Here is a 20,597-nt window from a genome sequence, read left to right as displayed (position 1 = left end):
CTGGTTGCCGGTCCCCAAGGGGTAGCCCCTACTCCGCCGCCTCGTAGCCGGCGATGCCCTTGATCTCGAGGAAATCCTCGAGGCCGTATTCGGCGTATTCGCGACCGTTGCCGGATTGCTTGTAGCCGCCGAAGGGCAGGCCGGCGTCCCATTGGGGATAGTTGATGTAGACGTTGCCGGTGCGCATGCGGGCGGCGACTTCGCGGGCCTTCTGAATGTCCTTGGCCTGAATGTAGGAGGCCAGGCCATAGACGGTGTCGTTGGCGGTGCCGATCGCCTCTTCCACTGTGTCGTAAGGCATGATCGCCAGCACCGGTCCGAAGATTTCCTCGCGTGCGATGCGCATGTCGGGCGTGACATCGCCGAACACGGTCGGGCGGACATAGTAGCCGCGGTTGAGTTCGGCCGGACGGCCGGGGCCACCGGCAACGAGCGTCGCGCCTTCATCTATGCCGGCCTGGATCAGGTCCTGGATCTTGTCGAACTGGATCTGGCTGACCACCGGGCCGAGCTTGGTACCGGCCGCATCGGCCGGGCCGACGGTCAATTTTTCGGCCGCCGTCTTGGCGTAGCCGGTCGCCTCATCATGGCGGTCGCGCGGCACGAACATGCGGGTTGGCGCGTTGCAGGACTGGCCTGAGTTGCTGAAGCAGCCGGCGACGCCCTTGCTCACCGCCTTTTCAAGATCGACATCGGGAAACAGGATGTTGGCCGACTTGCCGCCGAGTTCCTGATGCACGCGCTTGACCGTCTCGGCGGCCGCCTTGGCAACCAGGATGCCGGCGCGGGTCGAACCGGTGAACGACATCATGTCGACATCGGGATGGCTGGACAGCGCCTGGCCGACGCCCGGGCCGTCGCCATTGACGAGGTTGAAGGCGCCCTTGGGAACGCCGGCCTCGTCGATGATTTCGGCAAAGATGATGGCGTCGAGCGGCGCGATTTCCGAGGGCTTCAGCACCATGGTGCAACCGGCGGCGAGCGCAGGACCGACCTTGCAGGTGATCTGGTTCAGCGGCCAGTTCCACGGCGTGATCAGGCCGACGACCCCGATCGGCTCCTTGACGATCAGCGACGAGCCCTTGACTTGGCGAAATTCGAACGACTTCAGCACCTCGGCCATCTTCCGCAGATGTGCCAGGCCGATGCCGACCTGGCTGTCGAGTGCCATCTGGCGCGGCGCGCCCATCTCGCGCGATACGGCCAGCGCCAGATCGGCGCTGCGCTTCTTGTAGACCTCGATTATGCGGTTGAGGATATCCAGGCGCTCCTCGACCGAAGTGAAGCCGAATGTCTCAAAGGCGCGCTTGGCGGCCGCAACCGCCTTGTCGACATCGGCCTTTGAGCCGAGCGAAATCTGCGCGAAAGCATCTTCGTTTGACGGGTCGATGACGTCGAGTGTGCTGGGCACGACAGGATCGACCCACACGCCGTCGATATAGAACTGCAGATTGTGTGACACGGGCTTCTCCTCGGGGGATTTCTGAATTGATGGGGGGCGATCGCCGGATCGTCGTATCGGTTCAGGAATAGCGATGGGGCAAGAGCGATGTCAAACGCAAGGGCGGGCGATTGAGCCTACGGCTACAGAAGCGTGTGCCCCGCCGCGACCAGAAGCCCCCTTGCCGCGGCTTCATCCTTGGCTTTGACGAGCAGATGGTCACCATCGAAGGTGGATACCAGAAAAATGCCGAGTTCGTTTTCCGACAATGGTTTTATCACCGACAGGACGATGCCTGTTTCGTCGAAGGCAAAGGGACCTTGGAGTTTCAGGGCGACCCAGTCCCTGTCATGCTTCACCCCGTCCGGCACCCGATCCTGCAGGCAGACAACCGAAAGCTCGTCGTCGGTCCTGGTAATGCTGACGAAGGCCGGCCCGTCCGCCCAGCCGGGAATGCTGTCTTTTGCTTCGAGGCGCGAAACGGCATACCGCCCCGAGAGCGGCTTCAACCGGACCCTGACTGCCATCCGATCCTCCCTGTTATCGGCCATTACCCCAGTTTCTTGCTCATATAGACCGTGATGCCGTTCATGAACGGCTCCTCCCGGTCGATCGTATAGCCATGCCGTTTGTACAACAACACATTGGCCATGAAGGCGCCATTGGTCAGCAGGCGCAGCTCGAAGCAACTGGCCTCTAGCGCCTTCTGCTCCGCCCGTTCCAGCAGCAGCCGGCCGATTCCCCTGCCTTGCGCCTCTGGCGCGACGCAGACATTCTCGATCCAGAGATGATCGTCGGCCAGCATGGTCTCGATCATGCCGACGATGCGGCCATTTTCGATGGCGAGATCGAACGGATGTTCGGCGACCGCCTTGTCATAGTCGGCGCGCATCGGCAGCGGCTCGCGGCCGATCAGAGGCACCCATTTGGCATAGGCGGCACGCACAATGTCCTTGATGGCAGCAGCGTCCGCCGGTTGGGCCGGCCGAAACAGGATGGAAGAATTGGACATGGCAAAGGCTCCAGACATGAAAACCCCGCCGGCAGACGTCGCGGGCGGGGCTGGAACGAACGAACCGGAATTTTATTGGGCCGGTCCTTTTCGTCGCGCAAACAGCTTGCCGCGCTGCGTGGTGCAGGAACGGCGTCGCTTGGCGATGGCGAACGAGAAAACGAACATGACGCCACGCTGGAGCAGGAAGCGCGGCGCTGTCAAGATTTTGGCGTTGGCCCAGCCTCCGAGTTGACCCGCGCGGCTAGAGCGGGCGGCGCCGGCAAGGCCATAAGTGTACTGCCAGGCAACGCCAGTCTTCACCTTGCGCGGTGGTTGCTCGCCTAAACTGCTGCGCCGTCGAGTAGGGCTCTCGTACGCGTACAAAAAAACAGCAACAGCTAATATTGTTGGACATTCAACCTACCATTGGTTCAAATTTCTATTTGATCTAATCTTGGCATCATAATATAAGCGGAGAAGCACTGGACGGGCTGACGGGGGGGCGCCATGCATCGGGGGCTGGCAAAGCGTACAATCTCACGTTTGTTAGGCGCGATGACGGTCGTCTACGCGCTCGCGGGCACGACGTCAGCGCTCGGGCAGTCTTGTAGTCCCACACAGACAGCTCATGCTTTTAGCTTTACTGGCGGCGACCAGTCCATCTCGGTTCCTGGCAACACCCATTCCGCCACAGTATACCTCAAGGGAGCGCAAGGCGGGGTTGGCAAGAGCGGCGCCGGCACCATCGGGGGCAGCCCATTGAGCCCAGGCGGCGCCGGCGGGCTCGGCGGCCAGGTGAGCGGTTCCTTGACTGTCGCGCCGGGTGACATCCTTTCTGTCGGCGTTGGCGGCCGTGGCTCGCTCGCGGTCAATCCCGGTGGCGCGAGCGGTACTCCCGACGGCGGCAATGGTGGCGGGGCGACCGACCTGCGGCTGGGCGGAACCCGCCTGGCAATTGCTGGCGGCGGTGGCGGCGGTGGCAACGGGGGCTGGCACACTACAAATTCGATAGCTGGTGGCGCCGGTGGCAAGAGNAGAGCGGGGGATCCGGCTCGGCAGGAACCGATGTTTCGGGCGGCCTTGGCCCCTTCGGCGGTGAAGGTGGCACTGTAGGTGCCGGTGGCGCGATCGGCGCTGGGTGCGATAGTTTTCCTGGCACGGCCGGTCAGGCAAATGGCCAAGGCGGAACTGCACGAAATTTCTCAGGGTCTTTCCTGGGCGCCGGATATGCTGGTGGCGGCGGTGGCGGGGCTACTGTCGGCGGCGGTGGTGGCGGCGCAGGCGTCGGCACGACCTCGTGCCAGCAGAACTGGAACGGCGCCGGCGGCGGCGGCGGCGGCGGATCATCGGATGCCGGCTCNCGGATCATCGGATGCCGGCTCGCTGCAATCGGCTGCGGTGGCGGAAGGCGTCAATTCAGGCGATGGGTCCGCATTGATCTGTTTTGATGAGCCGCTCTATGTGATCAGCGGCACGGCGAGCGGTCAGACCGGGACGGTGAGTTTGAAATTGACATCAAGCTCGCCGGCAGGGACGCAAACCAGGGACGTGAATGTCGGCGATACCACCTTTGCCTTTGCGGATGGCCTGCTGACCGGCTCCAACTGGAGCGTTGAGGTTACTGCCAAGCCGGCCGACCAGACATGCACGGTTACGACGGCCTCGGGCACGGTGGCGGGAGCCGACGTGACCAATCTTGTCCTGTCCTGCACCACGGTGACGGTGGAGTTTTCGCCGGCAACATTGCCGAATGCACATATTGGCACGCCGTACAGCCAGACCATCACCGCAAGCAGCCCCAATGGCGGCGCCGCACCCTACACCTTCACCGTGGTTTCCGGCTCGGTGCCTCCCGGCCTCGCACTCTCGCCTGGGGGTACACTGGCTGGCACACCCACTGTCGCGGCCAATTACGATTTTACGGTGCGGGCCACGGACAGCAACGGCTTTACCGGCCAACGTGACTACACTGTGGTCGTCGAGATCCACTTGCCGTCGGCACAGGACCACACGCTGGACGTGATGGCCGGAACGACCGGGTCCCTCGACCTGACGCAAGGGGCTACGGATGGGCCGTTTACCAGCGCCACGATTGCCTCGCCGCCGCCGAGCGAAGCGGGCACGGCTTCCATTGTGCCCGATGGCGGCGCTTATATCCTGCAGTTTGCCGCGGCAGCCACCTTTGCCGGCACAACCAGCCTGACCTACACGCTCTCGAATGCCGACGGAACGTCACCTCCGGCAACCGTGACCATCAACGTCACGGCACGGCCCGACCCCTCCCGCGATCCGGAAGTGATCGGCCTGATTCGGGCACAGGTGGAGGCGGCAAAGCACTTCGCCGACATTCAGATCCAGGGATTTGGACAGAGGCTGGAACAGCTCCACAATGAGGGCGACCAGCGCCACAATTCGATAGGCCTCAGCGTTGCCGTCCAGCAATCGTCGGACAATCCCGACGCATACGCTCAGCAGCAGAATGCGGCGAACGATCCGGCGCTCGCCGCAATCGCCACGGCATCGTCGCAGTCCACTTACGGAGCGCCCAATCCGGAGCGCATTCAGCCCAACGCCAACGCAAAGCAGGACAGGACCTCGACCGGCGCGTCGCCGATCAAGACCGGACAGTCTTCAACTGGCACGGACGTGGACACCCAGACGTCGTCACTGCCGGCCGAGAACCCATTTGGCGAACTGGCCTTCTGGAGCGGCGGCTACGTCAATTTCGGCACCGATGACGATGGAGCCATCAAGCTCGACCATACGCTGGTCGGCGTGAGCGTCGGTGCCGACTACCGCTTTTCCCCAACCTTCACCGCCGGTCTCGGGTTTGGCTATGGCCATGACGTCACCGACGTCGGGAGCAACGGCACCGAAAGCCGCGCCCATGCCATCTCGGTCGCCGCCTATAGCAGCTACCGCCCGGCGCCAGGTTTTTTTGTCGATGGCCTTGCCGGCTATGGCGCCCTCAATTTCGACAGTGAGCGCTATGTGACCGATACCGGCGATTTCGCGTCTGGAACGCGCGACGGAAGCCAGGTCTTCGGGTCGCTGACGGCGGGCTACGAATTTCGCCGGCCGGACTCTCTGATATCACCCTATGGACGTCTGTCGGGGTCCCACTCCACGCTTGACGGCTTCACCGAGACGGGTGGCGACATCTATAATCTGACCTTCGGCAAGCAGACCGTCGACACGCTGTCGGGCACCCTTGGCCTGCGCATCGAGAACAACATTCCTACCAGCTGGGGTCTGCTCACACCGCGCGCGCGCTTTGAGTATACGCACGACTTTGCCGGCTCCAGCCGCGTCAGCCTCGGCTATGCCGATATCGGCACCACGCCCTACGCGCTGGACGCAGATGCCTTTTCCAACGACTATTTGTCAATCGGGCTCGGCGTCGATGCGCAAATCGGCGGTATTGCCTTCGGGCTGAACTACAGCACCGCGGTCGGCAGCAACGGCGACAGCCAGGACCATACGATCGCCGCGCGAATTGGGATGAAATACTAGGGCATGATCCCAAAAAGTGGGGTTAGATCGTGATGGGAATTCATCATGATCTAGGGCGGCTCCAGGTTTCGCCCGGGCGCTCTTTCTCATTCTGACCTCGGCCGCCCTAAACGTTCACAAAAATCGATCATTTCAACAAAAACAATTCGTTGGAAAGATCGATTCTGGAATGACATTCTCCTGAGGTACTTGCGTGGAGAATTGCATTGTCTTCCGCCGCCCAGCTAGCGAACGATATTCCGATCAGCATGATTTCCGCCGATCTGGCCGTGGGCCGGAAGGGGCTCGGTTCCGTGTGGAATGGCGTCATCCCCGGGATCGTGCTGGTGGCGATGATTACGGGTGTGGCCTTCTCGGCCCATAATGTCTCCGGCTTCGCGCTGTTCAGCCCGATGATCCTCGCCGTCGTCGCCGGCATGATCTATTCCAACGTGCTCGGCACGCCCGCCCACGCCAAGGCCGGCATTGCATTCTCGCAGAAGCGCCTGCTGCGCTTTGCCATCGTGCTGCTCGGCTTTCAGCTGACGCTCGGCCAGGTCGTCTCCATCGGCGCCGGCGGCGTCGGCATCGTGGCGCTGACCCTTGGAGCGACCTTCGTCTTCACCATTACGCTTGGCCGGCTGATCGGTGTCGACGCCAAGCTGGCGCAGCTGATTGCCGCCGGCACCTCCATCTGCGGCGCTTCGGCGATCGTTGCCACCAACATCGTCACCGATGCGCGCGACGAGGACGTCACTTATGCCGTCGCCTCGATCACGCTGTTCGGCACCGTCGCCATGCTCGGCTTTCCGCTGCTGGCGCCGGTGCTCGGCCTCGACCAGCACGCATTCGGCCTGTGGGCCGGCGCCTCGATCCACGAGGTGGCACAGGTCATCGGCGCCGGCTTCCAGAACGGCGCCCAGTCCGGCGAGATCGCCACCGTCGCCAAGCTGACCCGCGTCGCCCTGCTGGCGCCGATGGTCATCGCGCTCGGCCTGATGGCGCGCCGCAAGAGCAATGGCGATCGCCCAAGCGACCAATCCGGTGCGCGGCCGCCGATGCCGTGGTTCGTCGCCGCTTTCATCGCCGTCGTGGCGCTGAACAGCCTGGTTGCCGTGCCGGCCGAAGTGAAGTCGGCCATGGCGTTCGCTACCACCATCATGCTGACCATGGGGCTCGCCGCCATGGATCTGCAGGCCAACATTTCGCAACTGCGCTCGCGCGGCCTTCGCCCGCTGGCGCTCGCCTCCTGCGCCTTCCTGTTCATCGGCGGCTTCAGCCTGATGCTGGTGAAGTTCGCTTAGTCCTCGAACGAACTCGCCGCGACATAGATCGCGGCAAGCGCCTCGATGCCGGCCTGGTCGTCCTTGTCGAAGCGGCCGGGCGTCGGGCTGTCGAGGTCGATCAGGCCGAAGACGCCGTCACTGTCCCTCAGCAGCACGACGAGTTCCGAGCGCGAGTCGGCGTCGCAGGCGATGTGGCCGGCAAACTCGTGCACATCCTTGACCAGCATCGACATTTCGAGATCGATCGCGGTGCCGCACACGCCCTTGCCGACGGCGATGCGCACGCAGGCCGGCTTGCCCTGGAACGGTCCGAGCACCAGCTCCTCGTCGGAGGCCAGGAAATAGAAGCCGGCCCAGTTGAGATCGGGCACCATCTGGAAGATCAGCGCCGATGTGTTGGCGGCGTTGGCGACGGAGTCGCTCTCGCCTTCCAGCAGCGCCTTCAACTGGGTGGCCAGTTCGCGGTAGAAGGCTGGCTTGTCGGTGCTGTTGATGGTCTGGGCCGCAAACATGGCGTCGTCTCCATTGCCGGCGGGCCAAAAAGCCCGCTACATTTCCTGTCTGCCACCAATGACGCTCCCGGGAAATACACAATTGTGAATACCGACCGTGCCAGCCAAACACACGACCGGGCGCAACCCGCAGCGAGCGAAGGTCCCCTCACCTTCGCCGTTCTGGTCTTTCCCGGCTTTCCGATGATGGCGTTCAGTTCGGTGATCGAGCCATTGCGCGCCGCCAACGTGCTGGCCAAGCGCGAGTGCTATCGCTGGGTGATCGTCGGCGCCGACCAGGGCACGGTCGAGGCATCCAATGGGGTTGTCATACAACCGGGATTCTCAGCGTTCGGCGCGCCGAAGGTCGATCGCATCGTCGTCTGCTCGGGCGGCAATGCGGACCTGCTTGTCGCCGACGATGCGGTTGCCTGGATGCGCAAGAGCCTGCGCGCCGGCGCTCACATAGGCGCAGTGGCCGACGCCGCCTTCTTCCTCGCCAGGGCCGGCCTGCTCGACGGCCATGCCTGCACCTTGCACTGGACCAGCCAGGCGGCATTCACCGAGGCCTTCCCGGATATCGAGCTCCGGCGCGATCTCTACGTCATCGACCGCAAGCGCTTCACCTCGGCCGGTGGCGTCGGCAGCCTCGACATGATGCTGGAGATCATCACCAACGATTATGGCGGCGAGCTCGCGGCGGGCGTTGCCGAATGGTTCGTGCACAGCCCCTTGCGTTCGAGCGTCGACCGCAAGCTGATGCCGCTCAGGCTGCGCACCGGCGTCCAGAACGAACTGGTGCTGTCGGCCATCGCCATCATGGAGGATGCGGTGGAAGAGCNGCTCGGCATGACGGAGCTGGCGGCAAGGCTCGGTGTCTCCTCCGACAAGCTGGAGCGCAATTTCCGCACTGAGCTCAGCATTTCGCCCAATGGATATTACCGGCGGCTCCGGCTGCGGCGCGCCGCCGACCTGTTGGCCCATTCGACGCTGATGGTGCGAGACGTGGCGCTGGCCTGCGGCTTCGCGTCCATGTCAAGTTTTGCCCGAGCGTTTCGCGAGGAGCATGGGCACGCGCCGAAGGCGATGCGGCGGCATTAGAGGGCGCTGCGCGCTAACGCGGTGAGATGCTGGCGGGACAGCGCCCCCCTCTGTCCTGCCGGACATCTCCCCCACACGGGGGGAGATCANAGGGCGGGCACGGTCAAATCGAAGCGTCATTTTCGAGATGTCGGCGGGACAGCGCCCCCCTCTGTCCTGCCGGACATCTCCCCCACACGGGGGGAGATCAGATGTCGCCTCGGCTTTCGCCAATCACCAACGTTGCAGGGCGAGCGGGACGCGAAAGCTGCTAATCTCCCTCCTTGTGGGGGAGATGTCCGGCAGGACAGAGGGGGGCGCGAAGGATCGCAACATTGCCCTTTGTATCCATGCCCTTCTTGCGGCATTTCGCACGACATCTGCGGATTCTCGCACAGACATTTTTCGGCGCATGGCTATGGTCTAGCCCTTCAGGAGGCGCACCCAATGAGCATCGTCGTTTTCGACCCCGACAGCACCGAGGATGTGGATTTCAAGGACCGCATGCGCCACCCGGTCGCGGCCGACTCCGCCGGCGGCATGTGGCTGTCGGATACCGAGCCGTCCTTCATCGATGCCGACGCCTTGCGCAAGGGCCGGCTGGCCAAGCTGCGCGGCTGGATGCGCGAGGCGGGCTATGGGGGCGTCGTTTTGTTCGACCCCTACAACCAGCGCTACGCAACCGGCTCGCGCAACATGTTCGGCTATTTCCTGCGCAACTCGACGCGGTATTTCTTCATCCCGACCGACGGGCCGATCGTGCTGTTCGAGTACCCGCAGAGCTACCATGTCTCGATGGTGCTCGACACGATCGACGAGGCGCGGCCGTCCAAGCTGGTGTGGTCTTCGGTGTCGGGCCGTGACGACGAAACCGCTGGTCCCTTCGCCGACGAGATCGCCGAGCTTTTGACGAAGCACGGCGGCGGCTCGATGAAGCTCGGGCTCGACCGCTGCAGCCATTTGCAGGCGCTGGCGCTGGAAAAGCGCGGCTGCGACGTCAGGGATTGCCAGGGCGAAATCCTGGGGGTGCGGGCGGTCAAGACGCCCGAGGAAGTCAAATGCCTGCAGGTGTCGATGGCCGGCGCGGAAGCCGCCGTCTACGCCGTGCGCGAGGCGATCAAGCCCGGCGTCTCCGAAAACGATCTGTTCGCCATCATGTATGGCGAGGTGATCCGCCAGGGCGGCGAGTTCATCGAGACGAGGCTGCTCACCTCGGGACAGCGCACCAATCCCTGGTTCAACGAGGCCAGCGGCCGCAAGATCCGGCCGGGCGAGCTTCTGGCGCTCGATACGGACACGATCGGCTGCTATGGCTATTATTCCGATTTTTCGCGCACCTTCCGCTGCGGGCCGGGCAAGCCGACCGGCTATCAGAAATCGCTTTACCGCATGGCACACGACCAGGTTCAGCACAACATTTCGATCGTCAGGCCGGGCATGGCTTTTCGCGAGATCGCCGAAAAGGCGTGGAAAATCCCGGACCGCTTCGTCGACCAGCGCTATACCTCGGTGATGCACGGCGTCGGCATGCATGGCGAGACGCCGTTCATAGCGCACGCCATGGACTATGAAACCTACGGCCGCGACGGTGTTGTCGTGCCCGGCATGGTGGTGAGCGTGGAAAGCTATATCGGCGAGAAAGGCGGCCGCGAGGGCGTCAAGCTGGAGGACGAGATCCTGATCACCGACACCGGCACCGAGCTTCTGTCGCGCTTTCCCTACGAGGATGAGTTTCTGGAGAAGCAGGTTTGATCGCAGCGTCCCTCACTAACGTCAGCGCGGTATCGCAAACCTTCGGGAATAGTCGCGGCAGCTATGCCTTCGTCATCCTAGGGCGAAGCAAGGAGCGCAGCGACGCGGCGCAGACTCTAGGATCCATGCCGGGACTCATCCGCGCCGCAACGGTGCAAGTTCTGCTCCGCCGCACTCTCCGACCAGCGTCACGGCATGGATCCTCGGGTCTCCGCGACGGAGCTTCGCTCCTGCTTCGCCCGTGGATGACGAAGGTGGGGAGGCACCGGCCAATCACCACTGTTGGCGCCACTTCGCTGAACGGAATAGCGTTGGTCGCGAACCAATGCCTATCCGCATGAAAAGCCGGATCTCGATCAAACGCGGCACGGTCGCCGCGGCGTTCATCGACCTCCAGGAAGAGCATCGGCAGGACAAGCGCTATCTGGTCGAAGGTTTTGGCGAGGTGCTTGCCAACGTCCAGCGCCTGCAGGCGGCGGCGCGGCGCAACTTCGTGCCGCTGTATCACTGGGCCTATATCGTCGATACCGCCAAGGCGCGTCCGTTCCATCCGCTCGACGCCGACGGCAAGTCCGCCTTTTCCGACAAGACCGATCCGCTGACGGAGATTTGCCATGAGGTGGCGCCCGCGGCCGGCGAGACGATGCTGGTCAAGACGCAGGCCAGCGCCTTCGGCGCCGGACCTGGCGCAACCGAACTCAAGGCGCGCGGCATCGAATGGCTGATCGTCGCCGGCGTCTGGACCGAGGCCTGCATCGACGCCACCGTGAAGGACGCGGTCGCATCCGGCTTTCGTGTGCTTCTGGTCAAGGATGCCTGCGGCAGCGGCAGTGCCGCCATGCACCAGACCGCCATCCTCAACCTTGCCAACCGGCTCTATGGCGGCGCCGTCACCAACACGATAGACGCGTGCCGGCTGATGGCGGGCGACACCGTCGATGCATGGCGGGTCGAGGGCTCGGTGCCGCTGCGCTTCACCTTTGAAAACGCCGAACGGCTCTACGGCGAGCTCTGAGAGATGGGCACGGTCCACAAGCTCAAGATCGCCAGGCGGGGGAAATACGCCACCCTGCTCGATCCGGCGCTGTGGGAGTATATCGACCTGGTCAATGACTGGTTCCCGCCAGAAATCGCCGAACTTCCGATCGCCGAGCAAAGGTCGGTCTATGATGCGATGTGCCGCGCCTTCCATCAGGGTTGTCCCAAAGGGGTTTCGGCCAGCGGCGGCATCATCGCCGCCGATGCAGGGCACGCCATCCCGATCCGCTACTACCGGATGGCGGGCAAGCCCGTGCGCGCCGTCATCGTCTACTATCATGGCGGCGGCTTTGTGCTTGGCGGGCTCGACAGCCATGACGACATCTGCGCCGAGATCTGCGCCGGCACCGGTTTCGACGTTGTCTCGGCCGACTACCGGTTGGCGCCGGAGCATCCGCACCCGGCCGCCTTCGACGACGCGCTGACCGTGTTCGAATGGGCGGCGGTGACAACGGACCTGCCGATCGTGCTCGTTGGCGAAAGCGCCGGCGGCAACCTTGCCGCCGCGGTCGCGCACGCCTCGCGCCGCCACCTGCGCCGGGCGGTCGGCCAGGTGCTGATCTATCCCGGCCTCGGCGGCGACGAGAGTGCCGGCTCCTATGTCGAACATGCCGACGCACCGCTGTTGACACTGCGCGACATCGCGTTCTACCGCACCATTCGCGCTGCCCCGGCACAGTCGCCCGACGACCCGACTTTTTCGCCGCTGAGCGACAATGACTTCTCCGGCCTGCCGCCGACTGTCATCATCACCGCCCAATGCGATCCGCTGTCATCGGACGGCGAGACCTATCGCGACCGCATCGTTGCGGCAGGCGGCCGCGCCTGGTGGTATGAGGAGAACCGCCTCGTGCACAGTTTTCTGCGCGCCCGCAAAAGTGTTCAGCGCGCCGGCGAGGCGTTCGCGTGCACGCTTGCAGCCATCGCCGCCGTCGCCGTGCTCGGCAAGAACGACGAAGCGCTGATCTCCCCCCTCGTGGGGGAGATNGGGGGAGATGGCCGGCAGGCCAGAGGGGGGCGCGAAGGATCGCGGCCCTTCAATATCCTAAATCAGCGCAACGATTATCTGTGAGGATACTCCAGTCGGCAGACGGGATGGCGGGACAGCGCCCCCTCTGTCCTGCCGGACATCTCCCCCACAAGGGGGGAGATTGGCAGTCTACCTCTGCGGAGCAGTGCACAAGAATTGCGGAAAAGAGAACATTTCCCTGGGTGGGCCCGCTTTATCATCACCTGCTCAGGCAACGGCGCGCCCGATGGTCGCCTCCGCCCCCAGCGGAGACGGACCGTCGGGGCGCCCAACAAAAGAGGGAACGACGATGAAATTCATGCTGACCGACCGCAATTTGCACCCGCAGGCGAAGCCCGTTGCCGACGATTTCAGGAAAGGCGGCGTCAACCGGCGCGAATATCTTGCCATCATGGCCGGCTTCGGCGTCAGTGCTGCCGGAGCGCTGGCGCTGGGCGGCCTCAGCGCGTCGCCTGCCCGGGCCCAGGAGCCGAAGCGCGGCGGCACCTTGCGCGTCGCCATGAACGTCAAGGGGTTCAAGGATCCGCGCACTTTCGACGGTGTCGAAATGTCCAATGTGGCGCGCCACTGCAACGAATATCTGGTGCGCTGGAACCGCGACTTCACCTTCGAGCCGTGGCTGCTCGAAAGCTGGGAAACCAGCGACGACGCCAAGACGCTGACGCTGCATGTGCGCAAGGGCATCGCCTGGTCGAATGGCGACGCCTTCAACGCCGATGACGTCATCCACAATCTCAACCGCTGGTGCGACGCTTCCGTCCCCGGCAATTCGGTCGCCGCGCGCATGGGCGCGCTGGTCAATGCCGACACCAAGAAGCCGGTCGATGGCGGCATCGAGAAGGTCGACGATTTCACCGTAAAGCTCAATCTGCCGAAACCCGACATTTCGCTGATCGCAGGGATGGCCGACTATCCCGCGCTGATCATGCACCGCTCCTATGAGGGCGGCGACGATCCGATGAAGGCGCTGGCGATCACCACCGGACCCTGCGAACTGGTCAGCTGGAATGCCGAGACAAGTGCTGAGGTGAAGCGCAAGGACAAGCCCTGGTGGAAGGGCGACTTCTACCTCGACGGCATCAAATGGGTCGATTACGGCTCCGACCCCAACGCGACGCTGTCGGCGTTCGAATCCGGCGAGATCGACACCGACCATGAGACCGCGTCCGACGCCGTGTCGCAGACCGAGCAGATGGGCTTGTTGAATTCCGAGATCGCCACCGGCTCGACCATCGTTGCCCGCTTCAATGTCGGCAACGCGCCTTATGACGACGTCAAGGTGCGCCGCGCCGCCCAGCTTGCGGTCGACAATTCGGCCGTGCTGGCGCTCGGCCTCGGCGGCCGCGGCAAGCCTGCCGACAATCACCATGTCGGCCCGATGCACCCGGAATTTGCCGATATCGGCCCGGCCAAGCGCGACACGGAACAGGCCAAGAAATTGCTCGCCGAGGCCGGCAAGACGGACCACGAATTCGAGCTGATCTCGGTCGACGTCGAATGGCAAAAGAGCACCGGCGATGCGATCGCCGCGCAGATGCGTGAGGCCGGCCTGAAGATCAAGCGAACCGTGCTGCCCGCCGCGACCTTCTGGAACGACTGGAGCAAATACCCCTTCTCCACAACCGAATGGCTGGGCCGCCCGCTCGGCGTCCAGGTGCTGGCGCTCGCCTACAAATCGGGCGCCGCCTGGAACGAAAGTGCTTACGCCAGCAAAGAGTTCGACGAACTCCTCGACAAGGCGCTGGCAACGCCGGACGCCGCCCAGCGCAAGGAGATCATGGCCAGGATCGAGCAGAATTTGCGCGATGCCGGCATCATCATCCAGCCCTACTGGCGCTCGGTCTACCGCACCTATCGCAAAGGCGTGCAAGGCTGCGAACAGCACCAGTCGCTGGAACAGCATTTTGAGAAGGTGTGGCTGGAGGGCTGATCCTTCGGGGACGCCGCATACCGGCTGGCACCTGAGCGGTATGTCGCTCAGGTAGATACCTGCAGCGCACTCCGAGCATTTACGACGGTGTCTGTCTTGACGCGGCGACCGTGGATCGGTCTGGTGTGTCGACGAGGCGCCGCTGTGGGCTCGCGTCATTCCGGAGAATACACATGCGCGCCCGTTGGGCTTTCATTCTTGCACCCATTATTCCGGCGATCCTGCCCGGCTACAATTGGCATGCGAACCACCCTGAGACGGGGCCGTTGTCGGGCTTCATCTTCGTAACCCTTGTTTTCTATGTTGTGGAGGCGGTGGTAGGAATTCCGGCCTTCTATGTCCTGACCCGACGGCGCTGGGAGTTTTTTTGGGTATACGTCGTCGTTGGCTTTCTGGCAGTTTTTGTTCCAGCGTTTGTCTTCGGCCTCAGTAAGTGGAGTCCTCCATTGGGAATCGGCGGAGTTCTCTATGCATGCTCCTTCATAGGGATACTCGGTGGCGCTACAGGGCTGATCTTCTGGTTTTTGGTGCGCCCAGACAAGGACCCTGTCGAACAGATTGCTTCGCACTTTACCTAGGTCAGCACCCCAAGATTGAGTTCAAGGCCTGATAGACTTTGGCCGCGATATTTTGCACGAGAACGCATGGACCACTTCGACCTCGGCACCTATCGCCGTCCAATCTCCACCGCCTCGGCCGAGACGCAGCGCTGGTTCGATATCGGGCTGAACTGGTGCTACGGCTTAAACCATGAGGAAGGCATAAAGTGCTTCGAGAAGGCGCTGGAGACAGATCCTGATTGCGCCTTCGTGCATTGGGGCATCGCCTATGCCGCCGGGCCTTTTTACAACCTCACCTGGAACGAGCACGGCAAGGACGAGGCAGACCGTGCGGCCAAACGCTGCTTCGACCATGTCCAGCTCGCGCGGGATGTGGCGATCACCTCGTCGTGCCTGTGTCGGACGAGCGCGGAGGCGGGGCCAAGCTGTTGTCACTGAAATCCCCGCCGCCCGACCAGCCGAGTCGGCTTCGCCTTCTAAGAGAAAATCTCCGCCAGTTCGTCTACGCTGGTGCCTTCCCTAACCTGGCGCAGTTCAACATAGGCGACCGCAATGGCCACCGATGCCACCGTGGACACGACCGTCGCGATAAGGACGCTTCCGATAGCGCCGAAAATCAGGGCGACCGTCGAGAGGCCGCTGAAGAAAGCGAAAATCAGGCCGATCAGCAAGGCAAACATCATCTGGAAGGCAAGCGCCGCCAAAAACAGGATCAGAAAGACACCGAACATCGGCCAGCGGCTGCCCTTTGTCAGAGCACGGCTGCGCGACATCGCGCCAAACATGCCAAGCCGCTCCTGCATCAGCACCGGCACGGAAACCGATATGCCGAGCAGCCACCTGATGCCGGCAACGAGCAACACCACGAAGGCAATGATCGCTCCGAAGATCGGCACCAACATTCCGGCGATGCCCATCACGATGAGGCCAAGGATCATGGCCAAAAAGACAATCAGCCCCACCCCCAGCGTCGGGAATATGCTGCGCAAGGCTATCTGGATGCAGTCGCCGATCGCCGGGCGCTTGCCGTTCAGGTCCTCTATCGTCGCTTGCACCAGCGAGGACTGGAACAACAGCGCGCAAACGAAATAGATCAGGCTTAAAACGAGCGATAAGAACGAGCTGCTCATAATGACCCACTTCGCGCCGAGTGGAGGTGCGGCGATGTAGCCGTTGGGGCCGCCATTCCAGTGGTTCGACAGATTGAGCGCAACTGCTGGGAGGACCAGGAAAAGCGCCGCCAAAGCAATCATCAGACCGGGATTGCGGTCGATCACGGCGAAGGTGTTGTTGAAAACCCTGCCGATCTGGAACTTCTCAAGCCGCGCCGACGCCGTCGATGCCACGATTACCCCTTCCGGCCCGAGCTAGATCCCGGCCAATCGCGCCAACATGACTGGCTGTTCTCGGGCCAAAACCTTCGTTACGAGAAGATCTCCGCCAGTTCGTCGACGCTGGTGCCTTCCCTGACCTGGCGCAGCTCGACATAGGTGACGGCAATCGCCACCGAAATCACCGCCGAAACGATTGTCGACAGCAGGCTGCTTCCGATGGCAGCGGCAATGAGACCGGTCGTGCTGATCCCGCCGCTCGCAATAGCAGCCTGAAACAGCAAGGTGAAAACCACTTGTAGCCCTATCGCAACAATGCCGAGGACCAGAAACAGCGCGAATATCCGCCAGCGGCTTCCCTTCGTCAGCGCCCTGCTTCGCGAAATCGAGGCGAAGACGCCAGGCCTTTCCTGAACTGCGACGGGCACAGCCACCGATATGCTGATCAGCCACATGGCTATGGGGATGAGCGACAGAAGTGCAATCACACCGCCGACGATGGGGATGGCCATGGTGATGACCGTTAATATCATCGCCACCAGAAACATTGCCACGATGATCACAAGACCAATTCCGAGCGTGGGGAGGAAGCTGCGCAGGGCTATCTGAATGCAATCGCCAATCGACGGGCGCTTGCCGTTCAAATCTTCGATTGTCGCTCGTACCAGCGCCGCCTGCGCCAGAAAGGCCAAGATCAGGAGCACCAGGCCGGCAATCATCGAAACGGCACCATAGCCCGCCATAGCCGATTGCTCGAAGCTCGCCCCAGGTACTGCTATCTTTGCAATCTGTCTAAAGCTCCAGATGTTGTACAGCAGCGCAGGCAGCGTCGAAAAAAGGCCGACGATGGCGGCAAGTGGGACGAAGCTGCGTCCGATTACCGAAAACGTATTGCTGAAAGCCCTGCCGACGCTGAACCGTTCCGGCCGCTCGCTCGCGATTGACGTCATGTTACATTCCCCCCGACTAATGGATACCCGAAATCAGAAAGTATAAATCACCGATATTGATACTTGCGGTTGCCGCCGCTTGCAATTGCCTTGGCGTATTGCCAGTGTCGGCCCGCGAACCGCAGGTTGCATGGGGGCGAAAAGGTGACTGCTGCACAGCCGGACGCTGCGCAAGCCGAATGGCTGGCCAAACTGCACAAGCAGTTGCTGTCGGACGATTCGATCCAGTTCGACCTGCCGGCCTACGTACAGCCCAAGACGCCTGAGTGGCTAAAGCCGCTGGGCGAGTTCCTGAAATCGCTCGGCCCGTACATGATCTACCTGTTCTGGGGGGCCGTGATCACAGGTGCCGCAATCATTCTGCTGCTGATTTTCCTTGAGGTGAAAGGCGTCGCCTGGCGCCTGCCCTGGTGGCGCCAAAAGAGCGTGACCGAGGCGGAAGCGACATGGCACCCCGACGTTGGCGCCGCGCAGGTCCTGCTGTCGGAAGCCGATGCGCTGGCCGCCCGGGGCGAGTATGACGAGGCGGTGCATCTCCTGCTGCGCCGCAGCGTTGCCGACATTGCCGGCCGCCTGCCCGACTTCCTGCGCCCGTCGCTGACCGCGCGCGATATCGCGGGAGCGGCGTCGCTGCCAACGCGGGCGCGTGGCGCCTTTACCCAGATCGCGCGCATCGTCGAGGCGGCGTTGTTCGCGCGCCGGCCGGTCGGGCCCGAGGGCTGGCAGGAGGCGCGCAGCGCCTATGAGCGATTCGTCTTCAGGGATGCCTGGACGTGAGCGACGCGACAGCCGACATCGCCCAGCAGGAGCCGTTCAGCCGCAGGTCGCTGTTCTGGGGCATTTTCGCCAGCCTGCTCGCGGCCGCAGGCTTCTTCCTGTTGTCCACCTATGCGCCCGACTTTCGCCAGCCGAGCGTCGGTGGCGCAACCCCGCTGTCGAAGAGCGGCATCGGCTATGCCGGTCTGGCGCAATGGCTGAAGCTGACCGGCGAAGCGCCCGACATGGCGCGGTCCGACAGCGATCTCGAGACCGAAATGCTGCTGATCGTCACCATTTCACCCGACAGCGACCCGGATGCGCTTGCCAACATCATCAAGCTTCGAAAGGGCCTGGATACGCTGTTCGTTCTGCCCAAATGGGCGACCTTGCCGCTGTTCCAGCATGAGGGCTGGGAGATGAAGATCCAGCGACTGCCGGACGTCGTGGTCAACGACTGGCTCGGCCGCATCGCCAAGGCCAAGCTCGGCGAAGGTGAGACCACGGTCAAGCAACTCGACGTCTCAGGGCAAGTGGTCAGCGTTCCCGACCAGTTGCAATGGGTGGCCGACGAACACCCGCTGATTGCCGCCGGCAACGGCAAGGCCGTGCTGACCGAGGTCGAAGACGAGCGGTTCTACATTCTGACGGACCCCGATCTCATCAATAACGCTGGCTTGAAAGATCCCGACAAGGCGGCGGCGGCGCTCAAGCTGATCGAGCTCCTCCAGCCCGAAAAGGGTGCCGTCATGTTCGACCTGACGCTGCATGGCGTCGGGCGAAAATACGATCTCGCCAAGCTTCTGGTCGAGCCGCCCTTCCTGGCGCTGACGCTGACCATCCTGGCGGCGGCGGCACTTGCCTTCCTGCATGGCCTTGGCCGGTTCGGGCCGCCGCGGGCCGATCAGCGCGCCATCGCCTTCGGCAAGCGCGCGCTGGTCGATACCACGGCGATGCTGTTGCGCCGCGCTGGCCGGCTGGAGGAACTGGGCGACCGCTATGGAGCACTGGCACGCGTGCGCGCCGGCGCGCTGCTCGGCGCGCCGCACGGTTTGCAGGGCGAAGCGCTCGACCGCTGGCTCGATTCCCGCGACAAGGACGAAGCCAGCGGTTTCACGACCCGCCTGCAAGCTGCGAACGCGGCAAAGACCCTGACACAAATGCATGATGCAGCCGAAAAGCTGCACGACTGGACGGCAAGGAGGCTCGGTGAACGTCGATGATGTGAAGGCCCTGGCGACACAGATCAGGGAAGAGGTGGCCAAGGCCATCACCGGGCAACACGATACGGTCGATCTGATGCTGACGGCATTGTTCGCCGGCGGGCATATATTGCTCGAAGGACCGCCGGGCACGGCCAAGACGATGACGGCGCGCTGCTTTGCCCAGGCGCTGGGGGTCGCCTATGGCCGTATCCAGTTCACGCCCGACCTGATGCCCGGCGATATCGTCGGTTCCAACATCTACAATTTCCAGACCGGGCAATTCACGCTGACGCGCGGCCCGATCTTCTGCGACCTTTTGCTCGCCGACGAAATCAACCGCACGCCGCCCAAGACCCAGGCCGCCCTTTTGGAGGCGATGCAGGAACATGCCGTCACCTTCGACGGCACCACCCATGCGCTCGGCCCGAACTTCATGGTGGTGGCGACGCAGAACCCGATCGAGCACCAGGGCGTCTATCCCCTGCCCGAAGCCCAGCTCGACCGTTTCCTGTTCAAGCACCGGGTGAGCTACCCCGGCCCGGAAGAGGAAAAGGCGATCATCATCCACCATGGCGGCGGCACCGCCTCGCACGACATCAAGCAGTACGGCATCAAGGCCCAGGCCGACCGCAAGACGCTGGAAAAGGCGTTGGCGACCGTCGGCGAGGTTACGCTGGTCGATGATGTCGTCGACTATATCGCCAGGCTGGTGCGGGCCACGCGCGCCAGCCCCGATCTGGAAGTCGGCGCCAGCCCGCGTGCGGGCGCCATGCTGGCGAGAGCCGCACGCGCCCGGGCAGCGCTCGACGGGCGCGCCTATGTCATCCCCGACGACGTCAAGGCGCTTGCCGTGCCGGCGCTGCGCCATCGCGTGATCCTGTCGCCGGCGGCGCAGATCGACGGCCGCCTGGTCGAGCAGATCGTCACCGACCTTGTCGACCAGACGGAAGCGCCACGTTGATCTATCCGAGCGGCCGGGCAGTCTGGGCAGGTGCGGCAGGTGCAATACCGGCCTTCCTGATCGCGCTCGCACTGCCGTCGCTGTGGTATCTCGGCCTGTTGTGGATCTGCGTGCTGCTTGCTTTCCTGGCCGTGGACGCCGCCGCCGGGCGCGGACGGGCTTCCCTGGATGCCAGCATCCATGCCCCGCCGCAAGTCAGCGTCGGCGGCCAGTTCACCGTCAATGTCACCGCCAGGCTCAGCGGACGGCCGCGCGCGGTGCAGGCGCGTCTCGGCCATGACGAGCGGCTGGAACCGCTGG

The 20,597-nt window shown here is 63.3% G+C and carries 17 protein-coding genes and 2 pseudogenes; 13 read left to right on the top strand and 6 right to left on the bottom strand.

Annotated elements, in window-relative coordinates; genetic code table 11:
• Positions 1–28 precede the first annotated feature (28 nt).
• The 3 genes from X726_RS143205 to X726_RS143215 form a co-directional block, all read right to left on the bottom strand.
• Positions 29–1,462 (bottom strand): aldehyde dehydrogenase family protein, encoded by a 1,434-nt coding sequence (locus X726_RS143205; protein ID WP_023672552.1) that lies wholly within the window; start codon positions 1,460–1,462, stop codon positions 29–31.
• 122 nt (positions 1,463–1,584) lie between these two features.
• Positions 1,585–1,968 carry an ACT domain-containing protein gene (locus X726_RS143210; RefSeq protein ID WP_031215411.1) on the bottom strand — a complete coding sequence of 128 codons (384 nt, stop codon included), beginning with the start codon at positions 1,966–1,968 and terminating at the stop codon, positions 1,585–1,587.
• 23 nt (positions 1,969–1,991) lie between these two features.
• Entirely contained in the window at positions 1,992–2,453 is a 462-nt protein-coding gene (locus X726_RS143215) for a GNAT family N-acetyltransferase (RefSeq protein WP_023672550.1), read from the bottom strand.
• 1,155 nt (positions 2,454–3,608) lie between these two features.
• On the opposite strand from X726_RS143215, the gene X726_RS0136290 reads away from it, so the two are divergent.
• Together X726_RS0136290 and X726_RS143220 are read left to right on the top strand one after the other, a co-directional pair.
• Positions 3,609–5,948 (top strand): autotransporter domain-containing protein, encoded by a 2,340-nt coding sequence (locus X726_RS0136290; RefSeq protein ID WP_023672547.1) that lies wholly within the window; start codon positions 3,609–3,611, stop codon positions 5,946–5,948.
• A 206-nt stretch (positions 5,949–6,154) separates the two neighbouring features.
• Positions 6,155–7,231: a YeiH family protein gene (locus X726_RS143220; protein WP_023672546.1), complete on the top strand. Its 1,077-nt coding sequence runs from the start codon at positions 6,155–6,157 to the stop codon at positions 7,229–7,231.
• Here the strand turns inward: X726_RS143220 and X726_RS143225 are convergent.
• The gene (locus X726_RS143225; protein ID WP_023672545.1) at positions 7,228–7,725 is read right to left on the bottom strand and encodes a GAF domain-containing protein; all 498 of its coding nucleotides are present in this window, start codon (positions 7,723–7,725) and stop codon (positions 7,228–7,230) included. The genes X726_RS143220 and X726_RS143225 overlap by 4 nt on opposite strands.
• Positions 7,726–7,908: 183 nt before the next feature.
• Here X726_RS143225 and X726_RS143230 point away from each other — a divergent pair, with 183 nt between their 5' ends.
• The 7 genes and pseudogenes from X726_RS143230 to X726_RS143260 all read left to right on the top strand — a co-directional run.
• The gene (locus X726_RS143230; RefSeq protein WP_023672544.1) at positions 7,909–8,805 is read left to right on the top strand and encodes a GlxA family transcriptional regulator; all 897 of its coding nucleotides are present in this window, start codon (positions 7,909–7,911) and stop codon (positions 8,803–8,805) included.
• Positions 8,806–9,231: 426 nt separating this feature from the next.
• A complete protein-coding gene (locus X726_RS143235) occupies positions 9,232–10,536 on the top strand; it encodes a Xaa-Pro peptidase family protein (RefSeq protein ID WP_023672543.1) in 1,305 nt (434 codons plus the stop codon).
• Positions 10,537–10,873: 337 nt separating this feature from the next.
• Entirely contained in the window at positions 10,874–11,551 is a 678-nt protein-coding gene (locus X726_RS143240) for an isochorismatase family protein (RefSeq protein WP_023672542.1), read from the top strand.
• A 3-nt stretch (positions 11,552–11,554) separates the two neighbouring features.
• On the top strand, positions 11,555–12,646 hold the full coding sequence (locus X726_RS143245) for an alpha/beta hydrolase (protein ID WP_023672541.1): 1,092 nt from the start codon (positions 11,555–11,557) through the stop codon (positions 12,644–12,646).
• Between the two features lie 247 nt (positions 12,647–12,893).
• Positions 12,894–14,534, top strand: a complete 1,641-nt coding sequence (locus X726_RS143250) for an ABC transporter substrate-binding protein (RefSeq protein ID WP_023672540.1) — start codon at positions 12,894–12,896, stop codon at positions 14,532–14,534.
• Positions 14,535–14,707: 173 nt separating this feature from the next.
• Positions 14,708–15,112 (top strand): hypothetical protein, encoded by a 405-nt coding sequence (locus tag X726_RS143255; protein ID WP_023672539.1) that lies wholly within the window; start codon positions 14,708–14,710, stop codon positions 15,110–15,112.
• 66 nt (positions 15,113–15,178) lie between these two features.
• Positions 15,179–15,463: pseudogene (locus tag X726_RS143260) on the top strand (hypothetical protein); the annotation flags it as partial.
• Between the two features lie 107 nt (positions 15,464–15,570).
• Here X726_RS143260 and X726_RS143265 read toward each other — a convergent pair.
• The gene (locus tag X726_RS143265; protein WP_245272163.1) at positions 15,571–16,371 is read right to left on the bottom strand and encodes a hypothetical protein; all 801 of its coding nucleotides are present in this window, start codon (positions 16,369–16,371) and stop codon (positions 15,571–15,573) included.
• Between the two features lie 146 nt (positions 16,372–16,517).
• Positions 16,518–17,375 (bottom strand): hypothetical protein, encoded by an 858-nt coding sequence (locus X726_RS143270; RefSeq protein WP_023672536.1) that lies wholly within the window; start codon positions 17,373–17,375, stop codon positions 16,518–16,520.
• Between the two features lie 144 nt (positions 17,376–17,519).
• On the opposite strand from X726_RS143270, the gene X726_RS143275 reads away from it, so the two are divergent.
• From X726_RS143275 to X726_RS0136285, 4 genes and pseudogenes are all read left to right on the top strand, one after another.
• Entirely contained in the window at positions 17,520–18,152 is a 633-nt protein-coding gene (locus tag X726_RS143275; protein ID WP_033001978.1) for a DUF4129 domain-containing protein, read from the top strand.
• Positions 18,149–19,354 (top strand): hypothetical protein, encoded by a 1,206-nt coding sequence (locus tag X726_RS143280; RefSeq protein WP_023672534.1) that lies wholly within the window; start codon positions 18,149–18,151, stop codon positions 19,352–19,354. Before X726_RS143275 ends, X726_RS143280 begins: the two co-directional genes overlap by 4 nt.
• Complete coding sequence (locus tag X726_RS143285; protein WP_023672533.1) at positions 19,341–20,297, top strand: MoxR family ATPase; 957 nt, start codon at positions 19,341–19,343, stop codon at positions 20,295–20,297. The genes X726_RS143280 and X726_RS143285 overlap by 14 nt, the downstream gene beginning before the upstream one ends.
• Positions 20,294–20,597, top strand: a pseudogene (locus tag X726_RS0136285) (DUF58 domain-containing protein); the annotation flags it as partial. The gene X726_RS143285 and the pseudogene X726_RS0136285, both read left to right, overlap by 4 nt.

The sequence above is a fragment of the Mesorhizobium sp. LSJC285A00 genome, from assembly GCF_000503155.1.
In the GTDB taxonomy this organism is placed as follows: domain Bacteria; phylum Pseudomonadota; class Alphaproteobacteria; order Rhizobiales; family Rhizobiaceae; genus Mesorhizobium.
Note: the sequence above shows the minus strand (reverse complement) of the source record. Positions and strands in the feature narration are given on the sequence as shown.

Excerpts from the sequence above, each read along its gene's own strand:
- X726_RS143240 (WP_023672542.1), top strand. The coding sequence starts at position 10,874 with ATGAAAAGCCGGATCTCGATCAAACGCGGCACGGTCGCCGCGGCGTTC.
- X726_RS143210 (WP_031215411.1), bottom strand. The coding sequence starts at position 1,968 with ATGGCAGTCAGGGTCCGGTTGAAGCCGCTCTCGGGGCGGTATGCCGTT.
- X726_RS143250 (WP_023672540.1), top strand. The coding sequence starts at position 12,894 with ATGAAATTCATGCTGACCGACCGCAATTTGCACCCGCAGGCGAAGCCC.
- X726_RS143215 (WP_023672550.1), bottom strand. The coding sequence starts at position 2,453 with ATGTCCAATTCTTCCATCCTGTTTCGGCCGGCCCAACCGGCGGACGCT.
- X726_RS143255 (WP_023672539.1), top strand. The coding sequence starts at position 14,708 with ATGCGCGCCCGTTGGGCTTTCATTCTTGCACCCATTATTCCGGCGATC.
- X726_RS143235 (WP_023672543.1), top strand. The coding sequence starts at position 9,232 with ATGAGCATCGTCGTTTTCGACCCCGACAGCACCGAGGATGTGGATTTC.
- X726_RS143270 (WP_023672536.1), bottom strand. The coding sequence starts at position 17,375 with ATGACGTCAATCGCGAGCGAGCGGCCGGAACGGTTCAGCGTCGGCAGG.
- X726_RS143225 (WP_023672545.1), bottom strand. The coding sequence starts at position 7,725 with ATGTTTGCGGCCCAGACCATCAACAGCACCGACAAGCCAGCCTTCTAC.